11 protein-coding genes are annotated in these 15,044 nt (G+C 67.1%); all 11 read right to left on the bottom strand.

Going from position 1 to position 15,044, the window contains the following annotated elements; translation table 11 throughout:
• Window positions 1-87 precede the first annotated feature (87 nt).
• Window positions 88-1,200 (bottom strand): CaiB/BaiF CoA transferase family protein, encoded by a 1,113-nt coding sequence (locus UC35_RS16545; protein ID WP_061503887.1) that lies wholly within the window; start codon window positions 1,198-1,200, stop codon window positions 88-90.
• Between the two features lie 7 nt (window positions 1,201-1,207).
• Complete coding sequence (locus tag UC35_RS16540) at window positions 1,208-2,347, bottom strand: acyl-CoA dehydrogenase family protein (RefSeq protein WP_061501608.1); 1,140 nt, start codon at window positions 2,345-2,347, stop codon at window positions 1,208-1,210.
• Between the two features lie 16 nt (window positions 2,348-2,363).
• Entirely contained in the window at window positions 2,364-3,539 is a 1,176-nt protein-coding gene (locus UC35_RS16535) for an acyl-CoA dehydrogenase family protein (RefSeq protein WP_061501606.1), read from the bottom strand.
• Between the two features lie 13 nt (window positions 3,540-3,552).
• Window positions 3,553-4,734, bottom strand: a complete 1,182-nt coding sequence (locus UC35_RS16530; protein ID WP_061501603.1) for a lipid-transfer protein — start codon at window positions 4,732-4,734, stop codon at window positions 3,553-3,555.
• 26 nt (window positions 4,735-4,760) lie between these two features.
• Window positions 4,761-5,555, bottom strand: a complete 795-nt coding sequence (locus UC35_RS16525) for an enoyl-CoA hydratase/isomerase family protein (protein ID WP_061501601.1) — start codon at window positions 5,553-5,555, stop codon at window positions 4,761-4,763.
• Between the two features lie 4 nt (window positions 5,556-5,559).
• Window positions 5,560-6,714, bottom strand: a complete 1,155-nt coding sequence (locus tag UC35_RS16520) for an acyl-CoA dehydrogenase family protein (RefSeq protein ID WP_061501598.1) — start codon at window positions 6,712-6,714, stop codon at window positions 5,560-5,562.
• A gap of 165 nt (window positions 6,715-6,879) precedes the next feature.
• A complete protein-coding gene (locus tag UC35_RS16515) occupies window positions 6,880-8,172 on the bottom strand; it encodes a DUF1214 domain-containing protein (protein ID WP_227820353.1) in 1,293 nt (430 codons plus the stop codon).
• An 11-nt stretch (window positions 8,173-8,183) separates the two neighbouring features.
• Window positions 8,184-10,607 (bottom strand): efflux RND transporter permease subunit, encoded by a 2,424-nt coding sequence (locus UC35_RS16510; RefSeq protein WP_061501594.1) that lies wholly within the window; start codon window positions 10,605-10,607, stop codon window positions 8,184-8,186.
• An 11-nt stretch (window positions 10,608-10,618) separates the two neighbouring features.
• Window positions 10,619-11,620: a WD40/YVTN/BNR-like repeat-containing protein gene (locus tag UC35_RS16505; RefSeq protein ID WP_061503886.1), complete on the bottom strand. Its 1,002-nt coding sequence runs from the start codon at window positions 11,618-11,620 to the stop codon at window positions 10,619-10,621.
• A 97-nt stretch (window positions 11,621-11,717) separates the two neighbouring features.
• Window positions 11,718-13,073, bottom strand: coding sequence for a DUF1329 domain-containing protein (locus UC35_RS16500; RefSeq protein ID WP_061501592.1), 1,356 nt, complete (start codon window positions 13,071-13,073; stop codon window positions 11,718-11,720).
• 13 nt (window positions 13,074-13,086) lie between these two features.
• On the bottom strand, window positions 13,087-14,790 hold the full coding sequence (locus UC35_RS16495; RefSeq protein ID WP_227820352.1) for a DUF1302 domain-containing protein: 1,704 nt from the start codon (window positions 14,788-14,790) through the stop codon (window positions 13,087-13,089).
• Between the last annotated feature and the right edge of the window lie 254 nt (window positions 14,791-15,044).

Genomic DNA, 15,044 nt, shown 5'->3' with positions numbered 1-15,044 from the left:
TCTTGGTTTCGAACCGGCGGCCGGCGGCCTGCTCGCGCCGAATCAGCAGTCCCGGCAGCGCGCCGGGTTGAATGCGATGCGGGACAGTCAGCGCCCTTGCAACCATTCGTCCAGCACCGCCTGCTGGTGCTGGCCCCGGCCCGGCACGCTGCCGGCCTGCGCCGGCGTGCGGGAAAAGCGCGGTGCCGGATTGGCCTGCAGCACGCCGTCGATGCGGCTGTACACGCCGCGCGCGGCCATGTGCGGATGATCGGCCGCCTCGTCCGGGTCGAGCACCGGCGCGAAGCAGGCATCCGAGCCTTCCAGCAGCGCGCACCACTCGTCGCGCGTGCGCGTCGCGAAGATCTCGGTGAACTGCTTGTGCAGTAGCGGCCAGGCCTGGGCATCACGCGGGTTCGCGAACAGGGGGTCGCCTGCCAGCCCCATCTTTTCGATCAGCAGGCGGTAGAACCGCGGCTCGAGCGCGCCCACGCTCACGAACTTGCCGTCCGCGCAGCGGTAGGTGCGGTACCAGTGCGGGCCATCGAGCAGGCTGCGGCCGCGTTCGTTGGCGAACGCGCCCGCCGCTTTCAGGCCCAGCACCAGGTTCATCATGTTGGCGCTGCCGTCCACGATGGCCGCGTCGATCACCTGGCCTTCGCCGGTGGCGCGCGCGCTCATGATCGCCGCGAGCAGGCCCAGCGCCAGGTACAGCGCCCCGCCGCCGACGTCGCCCAGCAGGCTGGGCGGGGTGATCGGCGGCTGCCCCGGCTCGCTCGCGTACCACAGCGCGCCCGACAAGGCGATGTAGTTGAGGTCGTGGCCGGCCGCCGGAGCGAGGGGGCCGGTCTGCCCCCAGCCCGTCATGCGGCCATACACCAGGCGCGGATTGCGCGCCAGGCATACCTCGGGCCCGATTCCCAGTCGCTCCATGACCCCCGGACGCATGCCCTCGATCATGGCGTCGCAGTTCTCAACCAGCTTCAGCAGCGTCTCCACGCCCTCCGCCGTCTTGAGGTCCAGCATGATGGAGCGCTTGCCGCGGTTCGTGACCGCGAACTTGCCCACGTCGATGTCTTCCGGGCCCAGCTGCATTCGGTCGACCACGACCACGTCGGCGCCCATGTCTGCGAGCAGCATGCCGCAGAAGGGCCCCGGACCGATGCCGTAGATCTCCAGGATGCGCAGTCCCGCGAGCGGGCCGGTTGCAGGTTTTGTCATTCCTTCTTCACTTCCGCACGGTGGCAGCCAGGGCAGCCGCATTCGCCGCTTCATGGCGCTCGCTGGAACCCAGCAAAAGGTCCGCCACCACCGCATGCTTGAAGTAGTGCCCCACCAGGTATTCCTCGGTCATGCCGATGCCGCCGTGCAGCTGGATCGCCTGGCCGCAAACGATCTTCGCGGCGCGGCCGATCAACGCCTTGGCGGCCGACAGCGTCTTCTGCCGTGTGGGCGCTTCGTCGTTCACCACCGATGCCAGTGCCGCATGCAGCATCGAGCGCGCCACTTCCATCTCGGCGGCCATGTCGGCCAGCCGATGCTGGAGCGCCTGGAAGGTGCCGATGGGCACGCCGAACTGCTTGCGGGTCTTGAGGTAGTCAGCCGTCACTTCGATCGCCTTCTCCATCGCGCCAACCAGCTCTGCGCACAGCGCCACGGTGCCGTGGGCCAGGCCGGCCTGCAGCGCCGGCAGCCCCGCGCCCGGCTCGCCCAGCAGTGCATCGGCGCCGACGTGAACGCCGTCAAACACCAGCTCCTGAGCCTGGCTGCCGTCATGCAGCGGCAGTTCCTGGCGGTCCAGGCCGGGCGCCTTCCCCTCGACCAGGAACAGCGTGATGCCCTCGGTCCCCGGCACCTGCGCCGACACGATGAAAGCATCGGCGCCACTCGCCCCGAGCACCAGCGACTTGACGCCGTGAAGCGCGTAGCCGCCCTCCCGGCGCTCAGCCCGCAGCATGACCGGCAGGGCCATGCCCCGCGAGGCGGGTTCGCTGTAGGCCAGCGCGATGCGGCGCGAGCCGTCGGCCAGCGACGCCAACCAACGGTCCTTCTGCGCCGCCGTGCCGCCGGCCACCAGGACCTGCGCGGCGAGCACCGCGCAGCCGATGAACGGCTCGATCACCAGGCCGCGTCCGAACTCGTGGGCAATGAGGGCAGTGTCGACCAGCGAGCCGCCCAGGCCGCCGAACTCTTCGGGCAGCGCGGCAGCCAGCCAGCCGTTGTCGGCGAAGGTGCGCCAGTGCCCGGCACTGCCGCCCTGCCCTTGCTTGACCAGCGCGGCGCGTGCCTCGAAGCCAAATGCCTTGTCGATGAAGCGGCGCACGCTGTCCTGGAGCAGCTGCTGTTCCGAACTCAGAAAGAAGTCCATACCTAAATTGCGTGGGTCAAAGCTGGAACAGCAGCTTGGCGATGATGCCGCGCTGCACTTCGCTGGTGCCGCCGTAGATGGTCGAAGCGCGACGGAAGAACATGTCGTTGGCCAAACCCCGGGCGGCATCCTGGCCCGGGAAGCGGGCGTTGGACTCCAGTTCGGGGTGCGGGTAAGCCACCGCGCCGTAGTCGCCCAGCGCTTCCACATGCGCCTCGGTCAGCCGTTGCTGCAGTTCGGTGCCGCGGATCTTCAGCATGGAACCCAGCGTGAGGGCCGCCGGGTCGTGCGCCTGTTCCAGCGCCGTCACACGTTGCACCATCATCGCTATCGCCTGCAATTCAGCTTCCAGGCGCGCCAGCTTCAGCGCAAACTCGGGCCGCTCGCGCAAGTGCTGGGCATCGGCCAGCCGGTGCAACTCGGACATGTAGCGCTTGAGCGAAGGCAGCTCGGCGGCGCTGGCGTGCTCGTTGTTCAGCAGGAATTTGGTGATGCTCCAGCCGCCGCCTTCCTCGCCGACGCGCTGGGCCACAGGGACGCGCACGCTGTCGAAGAAGGTCTCGTTCAGGTGATGGAAGTCGTCGATGCTGCGGATCGGACGCACCGTGATGCCGGGCGTCTTCATGTCCACCAGCAGGAAGCTGATGCCGGACTGCTTCTTGACGTTCGCGTCGGTGCGCACCAGCAAGAAGATCCAGTCGGACTCGTGCGCGTAGCTGGTCCAGATCTTCTGGCCGTTGACCACATAGTGGTCGCCACCGATCTCCGCGCGCGTGCGCAGCGAGGCCAGGTCGGATCCCGAGCCCGGCTCCGAGAAGCCCTGACACCACAGGCGCTCGCCACGCAGCGAAGGCAGCACGTGTGCGGCGCGCTGCTCCGGTGTCCCGAACTGGTTGAGCACCGGGCCGAGCAGCTTGTGCAGGAAACCGTCCACGGTCGGCGTGCCGGCCGCGGCGCATTCCTCGTCGAACACCAGCATCTGCGAAAGCGACCAGCCGGCGCCGCCGTGTTCCTTCGCCCAGTAGGGCGCGCCCCAGCCGCGCGCGTGCAGGGTCTGTTGCCAGAGCCTCACCTCGGCCGGTTTGGAGCGCGTGCTGCGCGGCTGGTTGCGCAGCTCGGCCGGCAGTCCCTCGAGGAACTCCCGCACTTCGCGGCGGAATGCATCCAGGCTGGGATCGGGTCGAAAGTCCATCGCGGTCCCTGGATCAGTTGCGGTACATGGTCACGACGGCCGCGCCGCCAATGCCCACGTTGTGCTGCACGGCAACCCGCGCGCCTTCGACCTGGCGCTTGTCGGCCTGGCCGCGCAGCTGCTGGACCAGCTCGGTGCATTGCGCCAGGCCGGTGGCGCCGATCGGGTGGCCCTTGGACAGCAATCCGCCCGAGGGATTGACCACATAGCGGCCGCCATAGGTGTTGTCGCCGTCATCGACGAACTTCTGCGCGCCGCCTTCCGGGCACAGGCTCAGCGCTTCGTAGGTGAGCAGCTCGTTGTGCGCGAAGCAGTCGTGCAGTTCCACCACGTCCACGTCCTCGGCGCCGATCCCGGCGGCTTCATAGACCTTGTTCGCCGCGGCGCGTGACATGCCGAAGCCGGCCAGGTGGCGCATGTCGCCCGACCCGAAGGTCTCAGGGCCGTCGGTCGTGATCGCCTGCGCCGCAATCCACACCCGCGTGTCCAGTCCGTGCTTCTTCGCATAGTCCTCGCTGCACAGCACAACGGCCGCCGCGCCGCAGGTGGGCGGACAGGCCATCAACCGCGTCATGACGCCCGGCCACATCACCGGGTCGGCCATCACCTCCTCGGTGGTCACCACCTTGCGGAACACCGACATCGGGTTGTTGGCGGCATGCCGGCTGGCCTTGGCGCGGATCTTGGCGAAGGTTTCCATCGGCGTGCCGAAGCGCCGCATGTGCTCCAGGCCGCCGCCGCCGAAGATGCGCAGTGCGGGCGGAATGTCCGACAGGCCGAGCAATCGGTCGCATTCCTCCATGAAGCGTCCCGTCGCGTCCGGCCGGTCCGGGAAGTTGGTCCCGAGCGCGCCCGGATTCATCTGCTCGAAGCCCAGGGCCAGCACGATATCGGCCTCGCCGCTCGCGATCGCCCGGCGCGCCAGGTAGATCGCGCTGGAGCCGCTCGAGCAGTTGTTGTTGACGTTGAAGATCGGAATCCCCGTCACGCCCACGTCGTACAGCGCGCGTTGGCCGCTGCACGAATCGCCGTAGATGAACGATGCGTAAGCCTGCTGGATCGACTCGTAGCCCACGCGGGCATCGGCCAGCGCCAGGCGCGCGGCCTGCGCGCCCATCACCGGATAGGTTTCGCTCTGGCCCGGCTTCTTGAACGGGATCATGCCGACGCCGGCCACAACCACTTTGCTTGTCATCAATCTCTCCTTGATTCTTCAGAACACTACGCGCGAGCCGCCCCGGTGAACAGGGGCGCTTCGCGGGAACGGAAGCGTCGAACCGCCTCCGCGTGATAGTCGCTGGCGCCGCACATCGATTGCACGGCGGCCTCCAGCTGGGTCAGTGCATGCCGGTCGGTTTCGAATGCCCGGTTGAGGATGCTCTTGGCCAGCCCCAGCGCCTGCGTGGGCGCCTGGTCGAAGCGCGCGGCGTATTCGAGCGCCGTCTCCCGCAGGCGCTCGGCGGGGACCACTGCCTGCACCAGGCCCATGGCCAGCGCCTCATCGGCGTCGATCTGGCGAGCCGAGAACACGATCTCCTTGGCCCGCGCCAGCCCGACCAGGCGCGGCAGCAGGTAGAGCAGCGACAGGTCCGGGATCAGGCCGATCCGGGCGAAGCTGGCCACCAGCCGCGCCCGTGGCGTGGCGATCACGAAATCGGCGGCCAGGGCGACGGACATCCCGGCGCCGGCCGCGAAACCGTCGACCGCGGCGATCACCGGCTTCTCGAAATCCATGAGCTCGGAGAACCAGCGGTGGAAGCCCAGCACCACGTTGCGCCCGGCGAATGCCTTCTCGCCCGGCGCCTGATCGTCTTTCAGGTCGGCTCCGCTGCAGAAGTCACCGCCGGCGCCCGTCAGCACCAGCGACCGCACTTCGGCATCGTCGCGCGCAGCCTGCAGGGCCGCAAGCAGCTCCCGCCCCAAGGCCGCATCCAATGCGTTCTTGTGCCGGGGCCGGTTCAGCGTGATGAGCGCTGTCTTGCCGGCCTTCTGGTACAGGAGGGCGTCCTCAGCCACGGGCTCACACGAAGGCGGCAATGCCGGTCAGGCCGCGCGAGATCACCAGCTTCTGGATCTCCGAGGTGCCGTCAGGAATCGGAATCACGATAGCTTCGCGCGCCAGCCGCTCGACATCGAACTCCTTGGTCAGCCCGTTGCCGCCGTGCAGCTGGACCGCGTCGCGGCAGACCTTGACCGCGGCCTCGGTCGCGAACAGCTTGGCCATGGACGACTGGATATCGCAGCGGATGCCGGCATCCATCATCGAGAACGCGCGATAGCATAGCAACCGGGCGGCATCGAGCGCAGTACCCATCTCGGCGATCTTGGCCGCGACCAGCTGGTGCGCGGCGATCGGCTTGCCGAACTGCTTGCGCTCCCGGGAGTAGGCGACCGATGCTTCCAGCGCGGCGCGCATCAGGCCAACCGACAGCATGCCCACGTTGGCGCGCGCCTTCTCGAACACCTTCATGGTGTTCTTGAGCGCATTGCCCTCCTCCCAGATGATGTTGGTGACGGGCACGCGCGTGTCGCTGAAGAACACCTGCGCGGTGGACTGGCCGTTGAGCGCGATCTTGTCGATATTGCGCGACTCGAAACCGTGCTCCTTCCGGTCGACCAGGATGTGTGACAGTTCCTTGGGGCCGGTCTTGGCCGTGACGAACACGAAATCGGCGTAGTGCCCGTTGGAAATCCAGGTCTTCTCGCCGTTGATGATGAAATGGTCGCCGTCCCGGCGCGCGGCGACCTTGATGTCGGCGACATTCGATCCGACGTCGGGTTCGCTGATGCAGAAGCCCGCGAAAGCCCGGCCGGCGACCATGTCGGGCAGATAGCGGTCGCGCAGGTGCCACTGCGACTCGGGCAGTTCCGACAGCGTCAGTGCCATGCCCTTGTTGATCATCACGCACAGGCCGATGTCCACGGACACGGCGCACAGTTCCTCGAACAGCATCGCCTCGGTGACCATCGACAGGCCCATGCCGCCGTGCTCCACGGCAACGGTCGCGCCCGGCAGGCCGAATTCGGCGGTCGCCTGCAGGATCTCGCGCATCTTTTCCTTGGGAATGTGGCGGTCGCGGTACTCCCTGGCGATCGGGCGGATCTCCGATTGCAGGAACTTGCGGAAGCTTTCGACCGCGAGGCGCTGGTCTTCGGTGGGTTGCTGAACGATCATGTTGTCTCTTTCCTCTGGTCAATCTGCCGGGCTTCGCCTGTGCGGTCCGGCTTGACTCAACCCTGTCAGGTTACGCAGCGCACCCAACGCAATCCCCCCGTTTTTGGAGGGGGAGCGCGGCACGGGTAAGCAGGACGTTCGTCATCCCCAGCCGGATGAAACGGTTCATTGCACTTTCAGCACCGGCGGTGGGAAATAGCGCCCTTCCTGCACCTCCTGGATTGGCCCGTACATGCGGTAGGTGAGATTGAACCTGGCGCCGGCAGGCGTCGGCAACCAGTTCGACTCGGGATAGCCGTCGGGCTTGCGCGAGGCAAATACCAGCGTCAGCGAGCCGTCGTCGTTGTACTTCAGCGGCGACTGCTGGTTGAGCAGGTAGCGCCCCAAGGGGTTGGGAATGACCAGGTACTGCTGCGCATCGACCGCCGTGACGGACCAGAAATAGCGCACCCGGTCCCCCGGAAGCCTGTCCTTCGCGTAGGTCTGCGTGTAGACCGCATCGCCATCCAGCCCGCGGGCCACGAAGGCGGAGTACTCACCGGCATTGTTGGCCCAGATGCCGCTCACATTGGTCGCCGTGCGCAGCCGGTAGTTGCTGCCGTAGTTGCCGACGGTGGGACCGAACCAGCCGTCGCGCATGGTCCCCAGGGCCACGCGCTGCTTCTGGAAAGCAGGCACGGCCTGATCCCGGATCACCTTCTCGACGCGTGCACGGCCTTCGGCACCGGAGCGCACCAGCGCCTCCACGCGCGGCACCAGCGCCTGCAGCGGCTCCATGCCCGGATTGATGTCCGCTTCGCTCGCCAGCACCGCCGATGCGTTGTCGAAAGCTTCGGCACCCAGGAAAGGCCCGCCGGAGAACTGCAGCGCCGGCGGCGGATCGATCTTGGGCTCACCCAGCGGCGTCAGCTTCATCAGGTGCTGCAGGCGCGTCGCCTCCTTCGGGTCCTTGCCGAGCTCCACCCTTGCCAGCACGAAAGCGGTCTTGCTGGGCAGGTCGATGCGCAAGGCACCGGCCGGAACCTTGGCCTGCGCACCCTTCAGGCACAGCGCGTACTGACCAGAAGGATGCTGGGGGAAGGTACGCTCATTGATGTTGAGCGCCGTCTCGCCCCAGCCGTTCAGCATGTGCCAGGTGTAGTAGCGCCCGGTGATCGGCGGGATTTCGAGGCCGACGCAAGTCCTCTCGTCCACCGCCACCCAGGCTTCGCTGTACACCACGTCCAGGCTGGGATTGACCCAGAGGACACCGCCCGGCTCGCGGTGGTACAGCTTGTTCCATTGGCGGCTCTCCCGCTCGAAGTCCTGCTTTTGCTGACGCAGCACCAGCAGGCGCCCGAGAAGGTAGACATAGGCGTCCGACACCTCCTGGTCCGACACGGGAGTCTGGGCCTGCGCTGGGATTTGGACGCAGGCGGCGGCGGCCAGCGATGCCGCCAGCAATTTCACGAGTCTCATCATTCGTTCCTTCAGGCCATGGCCACTTCACGCTGGCGTTCGCGATGCGCGACGGCCACCCTGGGCAACAGGAAGTGCGACAGCGCCGGAATCAGCACCAGCGCGCCGAGCATGTTCCAGACGAACATGAAGGTCAGCAGGATCCCCATGTCGGCCTGGAACTTGATCGGCGAGGCGGCCCAGGTGATCACACCGGCAGCCAGCGTCACGCCCACCAGCGCCACCACCTTGCCGGTGAAGCGCAGCGCGTGGCGGTAGGCGCTGGCCAGCGATGCCCCGGCGCGCTGCTGCGCCAGCTGGATGCTCAGCAGGTACAAGGCGTAGTCCACGCCGATGCCCACGCCCAGCGCGATCACCGGCAGCGTCGCCACCTTCACCCCCATGCCCAGCGCCACCATCAGCGCCTCGCATAGGATCGAGGTGATGGCCAGCGGCACCACCGCCACGATCACCGCGCGCCAGCTGCGGAAGGTGATGAGGCACAGCACGATCACCGCCGCGTACACGTACAGCAGCATGGTGACGTTGGCCTGCTTGACCACGATGTTGGTGGCCGCCTCGATGCCGGCGCTGCCGGCGGCCAGCAGGAACTGGCGCTCCGGCGTGCTGTGCGCGCCGGCGAATTCGTCGGCGGCCTTGACCACGCGCTCCAGCGTCTCGGCCTTGTGGTCGGCCAGGTAGGCGATCACCGGCATCACCGAACACTCCCGGTTGAACAGGTCGGGGTTGCTGGTGACGGCCGTGCGCGCGCCGTAGTTCAGCACGTCCTGGTTGGGCGAGATGGTCAGCCACTTGGGGCTGCCCTCGTAGGAGCCGGCGGTGATCTTGCGCACCGCATCGGCCAGCGAGACGGTGGTCTGCACGCCCGGCACCTGCTGCAGCGCCCAGCCCAGGCGGTCGGCTTCGACCAGCGTCGGGTACTCCAGGCAGCCCTCGGCCTTGGTCTTGACGATCACCGCGAACTGGTCACTCGAGAGCGAGTAGTTGCCGGTGATGTAGGCGTTGTCGCGGTTGTAGCGCGAGGTGGGCCGCAGCTCGGACGCGCCGGGGTCGAGGTCACCGATCTTCAGTTTGGTGCTGACCGCAAAGCCGGCTGCGGCCACTATGGCAGAGACGGCCAGTGCTCCCAACGCCCAGCGCCGCTCGGTGAAGCGCTCCAGCAGTGTCCATGTGCCGCCGGCCTGTTGCTGTTCGGCGCGCAGACTGCGTGCCGCCGCGGTGGGGCTGACCCCTGTGTAGGAGAGCATCACGGGCAGCAGCACCAGGTTGGTGAACACCAGCAGCGCCACGCCGAGGCTGGCGGTGATGGCCAGGTCCTGGATCACCGGGATGTCGATCAGCATCAAGACGGCAAAGCCCACCGCATCGGCGGCCAGCGCCGTCAGGCCCGCGAGGAACAGGCGGCGGAAGGTGTAGCGCGCCGCCGCCAGCCGGTGGGTGCCGCGCCCCACGTCCTGCATGATGCCGTTCATCTTCTGCGCGCCGTGCGACACGCCGATGGCGAACACCAGGAACGGGACCAGTATCGAGTACGGGTCGAGCTGGTAGCCCAAGAGCGTGACCAGCCCGAGCTGCCACAGCACCGCCACCAGCGAGCAGGCCAGCACCAGGGCCGTCGAGCGCACGCAACGCGTCCAGGCGTACAGGATGGCCGCGGCAATCAGGGCGGCCACCGCGAAGTACAGCACCATCTGCGCCAGCCCATCGAGCAGGTCGCCCACCACCTTGGCAAAGCCGACGATGCGGATGTTGACGTCGGCGCCGCCGGCCTTGGCGTGCTTGGCGCGAATCTCTTCCAGCCGCTTGGAGAGTTCCCAGTAGTCCAGGGGCTTGCCGCTGGCATCCTTGTCCAGCAGCGGCACGATGATCATGCTGGACTTGTAGTCGTTGCCCACCAGGCTGCCCAGGATCTGGGCGCGCGCGATGTTCTGTCGCAGCTGGTCGATCTGCCGCGGCGAGCCGGAGTAGTTGTCCGGCATGACGGGGCCGCCGGTGAAACCTTCTTCGGTCACTTCGTTCCAGCGCACCACCGGCATCCACAGCGACTTGACGTTGGCGCGGTCCACGCCGGGCGTCAGGAACAGCTCGTCGTTGATCTGCCGCAGGGCCTTCAGGTAGGCCGGCTCGAAGATGTCGCCGGCCTTGTTCTCCACCACCACCCGCACCGAGTTGCCCAGGCCCTTGAGCTCGTTGCGGTTGTCGAGGAAGTTCTTGATGTAGGGCTGGTGCTGCGGGATGGTCTTCTCGAACGCGGCGTTCAGCGTCAGGCGCGTGGCCTGCCAGCCGAGCACGAGCGTGGCCAGCACGCAGGCCAGGACCACGAACAGGCGGTGGTTGAACACCAGCCGCTCCAGCCAGTTGCCCGAGGCGCGATCGAAGTCCTTCAACTCGCGGACCACGGGCATGTCGTCGATGATGTGGGTCGTCGTCACCATGTCACTTCACTTCACTTCAGTTCTTCGAGGCGCACGCCGCCGAGGCCGGCCATGGCCACATGGCCCTTGCCGGCATCGGCCAGAGCGAATACGGGCGCGGGGTTGAGCAGGGGGATGCGGCGGAAGGTGGCACCGTCGTCCGGACTGAGCAGCACCTGGCCGGCCTGGCTGACCAGCACCACCGAGCCGTCGGCGCGCGCGACGCCACCGCTGATGCCCGCCGCTACGCCGGTCTCGACCTTGCTCCAGCTGGCGCCGCCGTCTGTGGTGCGCCAGGCGTTGCCGCGCAGGCCGAACACGACAGCCATGTTGGCGTTGCCGGTCACGCCGAACAGCGTGCCCTGGTAAGGCAGCGCCACGCGGACAAACCTCTGGCGTTCGCGATCGAGCTTGAGCACCAGGCCCTGCTCGCCGACCATGAACAGCGTGCCACCGGCCGGCCGGATGGCGTACAGGTGCATCGCCTTGGGGTTGTCGACGCGGTCCAGCCACGGCGTCCAGTTCTTGCCCCCGTCTTCGGTGCGCAGGATCAGGTTGAAGGCGCCGATGGCAAAGCCTTGCTTCTCGTTCTCGAACCACACGTCCAGCAGGGGCTGGTCGGGGTTGGCCGGCTGGCCGGTGTGCTTGGCCAACAGATCGGCGATGCGTTTGCCGTCGAGCTGCCTTTGCCAGCTGGCGCCGCCGTCGCCGGTGTGCAGCACACTGCCTTCGTGGCCCACGGCCCACCCGAGCTTCGGTGTGGGGAAGGACAAGGCCGTCAGGTCCGCGCTCAGGGGCACCTCGGCCTGCGCCCAGGTCTTGCCGTCATCGGAGTGCAGGATGTGCCCGCGCTGGCCAGCCACCACCAGGCGCGGGCCGGCCATGGCAACGGCATTCAGCGGTGCCCGGATGGCCAGCTCGCTCTTGGTGGCCGGCAGTGCCAGGGGAGATTGGAACACGGGCTCGGCAAGGGCCGAACCCGCGAGCGTCGCGGTCCAGAGGGCGATCTGGACCAAGGTCAGTTTGTTGCGCACGTGCTTGCTTTCGCGAACGTCGATCTGGAAATGCAAGCGCCGCGGCCCAAGCGTGTTGCGCTCTGGCCGCGGCGCTGTCAGCGGTTGCTGCCTGGTATCAGCGGACGCCTTGCCCCGCCAATGCGTCGGCCGTCCACGACGTATCCGGCGTGAGCTGCTCCATCACCTTCACGCCGCCGGCGCCCGGCCAGATGTTGGCGTAGTAGGTGCCGGCAATCAGGTCGTAGTGACTGGCCGTGGCATTGATGGTTCCCGCGTCATACAGGGGCGCCAGGTAGTTGAAGCCCGCGCGCCACAGTTGGCCGCGGCCGTCGTACTGGTCGCTGGCGACCACGTGCCAGCTGTCCTCGTCGATGTAGAAGGTGCGGCGCGAATAGACGTGGCGCTGGCCTTCCTTCAGCTTCGCATCGACCACCCACACCCGGTGCAGTTCCCAGCGAACCACCGAGGGGTTGATGAACTTGGCCGTGAACACGTCTTCCGGCTTGTCGTTGAACGTGAAGCGGTAGGTGTTGTAGGGAACGTAGACCTCCTTCTTGCCCACCAGCTTGAACTCGAAGCGGTCCAGCTTGCCGTTGAACATGCTGGTGTCGTCATAGGTGGACATGCCCGAGGTGCTGGGATTGGGCGTGTCGTAGGCCAGGTCGGGTGCCAGGCGCACGCGGCGCTGCCCCGGCAGGTACGACCAGGCGCGCCGGCCGTTCTCCGAGTAGTTCATCGGGTCCACCACCATGGCGGCCTCGCCGGCACGGCGCGCCGGACCGGTGTAGTTGGCACGCACACGGCTCAACCAGACCGGCTCGTCCGCCTTCGTGTCGCCGTAGTAGACGCTCTCGGTCAGGTAGCTGCCCTGGGTCGAAATCACCAGCTTGCCGGCGGCATCGACGTTGTAGGCCGTGTACTTCGGAATGACGTTCGAGATGCCCTGGTAGCGCGCCAGGTAGTTGAGCATGACCTCGTTGCCGCTCTTGGGGATCGGGAACGGAATGCCGGCGCGCGCACCGCGCATGCTCAGGCCGTCATCGGACAGCTTCGCGCGCGTGGCGTTCTTCACCGTGTTGTCGAGGACGAACTTCGGAACGGACACGGTGCGCTGCGTGCGGTATACGTCCATGCGCCAGTCCGGGCGGGCCTTCATCAGGGCCTTGGCGCCTTCGGTCATCTTGTCGCCGTAGCGGTCGACGTTCTTCGCGTCGATCGAAAACTGCGGCTTCTCACTGGCGAAGGGGTCGGGCCGGACGGCACTGCCCTTCTGGAAGCCGGCCGGCGCCGTGGTGAGGCCGCCGGTGTACTCGGGGATCGTGCCGTCCTTGTTGCCGGCCTTCTCCGCGCCGATCGCGGTGAGCGTGGTGCCCAGCTGCTTGGCTTCATCGGCCGTCACCGCCGCGTGCAGGGCGGTGAGGTGCGCGGCAAACAGGCCCGCGCCAATCATTGCCGTTGCGAGTTTTTTCATTTCTGGAACTCTCTTAGAAAGTGGTCTTGAACGTGAAGTAGAGGGCGCCGCGGTCCTTGAGCAGCGGCGTCAGGCCGTTGGCGCCCGCGACCGCCGTCGCCGGCGCCGGCACCACGCCGTTGGCCGCCGCGATCAGCGTGCCGAAGAAGTCGACGTACTTCAGGTCGAATCGGTACTTGCTGTACAGGTCCAGCGCCAGTCCGACCGAATAGCTGCCGGCGTCCTCGTTGCCGCCCAGCAGTACCGCGGAGTTGCCCTTGAGACCCACCGAGTAGCTGAGAGGCATGGACAGGTCGGCGCCCGGGAACACCTGGTACCAGGTGGGCGTGAAGTTGACGGCAATGCCGTAGAAGTCCTTGGTGACGGCGTCCAGCGCCGTGTTGCCGGCGCGGCCCTTGAACTTGTTGAGCGGGTCGCTGGTGACCTTGTCCCAGCGGTTCCAGGCGAACTCGGCCGACCAGGATGCGCTGCTCCACAGCGGGGTGGCAGGCGCCGTGCCGATGGCGTTGACCACGGCGTGCCAGGTGTTGCCGCGCGGCCCCACCAGTTCGCCGGGGGCGATCACGCGGGTGGCCGGCACGGCCAACGAGTCGGTGGCCAGCGACATGTTCTTGCGGTAGTTCAGGTCCGCACCGATGCTCACGCCGGCGATCTGCTTGCTCAGGCTCAGGCCGTAGAGGTCGATGTCGCTGCCGTAGGTGAACCTGTAGTTGGCCGGCAGCGCGCCGTTGAGGCCGATGACCGATTGCGGCAGCTTGTCGGTGAAGTTCCGGTAATAGAAGCCCATCGTGCCGTCCAGCCACTGCGGGCTCCAGCGCGCAGCGACGCCCCAATCGCCACGGTCCTTGGGCTTGACGTCCGCGGCGCGCGGCACGGTCAGCACGGCACCATTGGGCAGCGGCTGCAGGACGGCTTCACCGCCCAGGAAGTACTGGTCGGCCGGGCCGAGGTAGGTGCCACCTTCCATGATGCGGGTGGAGGCCCACTGCAGGTAGTACTGGGCCGCCAGCGACAGTTCCGGAGTGGCCTGCATCTGCGCCGACAACTGCGCGAGCGGCATGAACAGTTCTTTGGCTTCGGTGCCGGGCGTGGAGGCGGACTTGCCGTAGTCCAGCGGCGCCTGGCCGTAGGTGACGCCGTGGATGGCCCCGCCCAACAACAGGCCTTCGCCCCAGTTCACGGTGTGGCGTCCTGCACGCACCGTCAGCGGCATATTGGCGACGTCGAAGTTGCCGAAGACGAAGGCATCTAGCAACTCACCCGACAGGCCGTGGTAGTAACGGTCGGCATACGGGCTCAGGCCGAAGGCCTTCTGGCCGTTGACGATGTGGTTGGAGGTGGCGAGACTGGTGTTGTCGAAGCCGCCGGCGTAGGCCTGGTCGTACCACCCGGCTCCCGACACGCGCGCGCCGAACTTCTTCTGGTAGACCACGTCGAACTCGCTGAGCAAGTCCAGCCGGTTGGTCACGATGCTGTGGCGTTTGAAGTTGCGGTCGCCGTCATCGAGGTTGATGTTGCCGATGATGGCCGGGTTCTGCCCCTCGACGCGGTAGCCGAGGTTGTACCGGACGGTGTTGTCCCACCGCACCGTCACGTCCTCGTTGCCGGTGTCGAATTCAACCGCCCCGGCTCCGCCGGCAGCCGCGCACAGCGCGGCGACTGCCACTTGAATTGCGTGCCGCCGCAGGGCCGGCATCGCAGGAAAGAGTCTCGCCATGGATCGCATCCTCAGTCGTTGTTAAATGTCCGCTCCGCCGAGGGCCCCACCCCCCAACCGGTGCGGACAAACGATAAGTGGGGAGGCGAAATCCCCTCCCCTCCCTTTTCAAGGGGGGGACGACCTTGGAGAAACCCTAGGATCGGACGCTCAAGACATGCCGGCAAAGCGAGCGCGAACTTGCGCCCGCGTCACTTGCGGGCGACTTAAGCTTTTTGGGTGAATGCAGGGACCGTGCAGCCCCTTGTTGCGGC

The sequence above is a fragment of the Ramlibacter tataouinensis genome, assembly GCF_001580455.1.
GTDB lineage: Bacteria > Pseudomonadota > Gammaproteobacteria > Burkholderiales > Burkholderiaceae_C > Ramlibacter > Ramlibacter tataouinensis_B.
This window is presented reverse-complemented; position numbering and strand designations above follow the sequence as displayed.

Bases quoted from the DNA above. Each gene is read 5' to 3' on its own strand.
- UC35_RS16500 (WP_061501592.1), bottom strand. From the start codon at position 13,073: ATGAAAAAACTCGCAACGGCAATGATTGGCGCGGGCCTGTTTGCCGCG.
- UC35_RS16535 (WP_061501606.1), bottom strand. From the start codon at position 3,539: ATGGACTTTCGACCCGATCCCAGCCTGGATGCATTCCGCCGCGAAGTG.
- UC35_RS16530 (WP_061501603.1), bottom strand. From the start codon at position 4,734: ATGACAAGCAAAGTGGTTGTGGCCGGCGTCGGCATGATCCCGTTCAAG.
- UC35_RS16495 (WP_227820352.1), bottom strand. From the start codon at position 14,790: ATGGCGAGACTCTTTCCTGCGATGCCGGCCCTGCGGCGGCACGCAATT.
- UC35_RS16515 (WP_227820353.1), bottom strand. From the start codon at position 8,172: ATGAGACTCGTGAAATTGCTGGCGGCATCGCTGGCCGCCGCCGCCTGC.
- UC35_RS16540 (WP_061501608.1), bottom strand. From the start codon at position 2,347: ATGGACTTCTTTCTGAGTTCGGAACAGCAGCTGCTCCAGGACAGCGTG.
- UC35_RS16510 (WP_061501594.1), bottom strand. From the start codon at position 10,607: ATGGTGACGACGACCCACATCATCGACGACATGCCCGTGGTCCGCGAG.
- UC35_RS16545 (WP_061503887.1), bottom strand. From the start codon at position 1,200: ATGACAAAACCTGCAACCGGCCCGCTCGCGGGACTGCGCATCCTGGAG.
- UC35_RS16520 (WP_061501598.1), bottom strand. From the start codon at position 6,714: ATGATCGTTCAGCAACCCACCGAAGACCAGCGCCTCGCGGTCGAAAGC.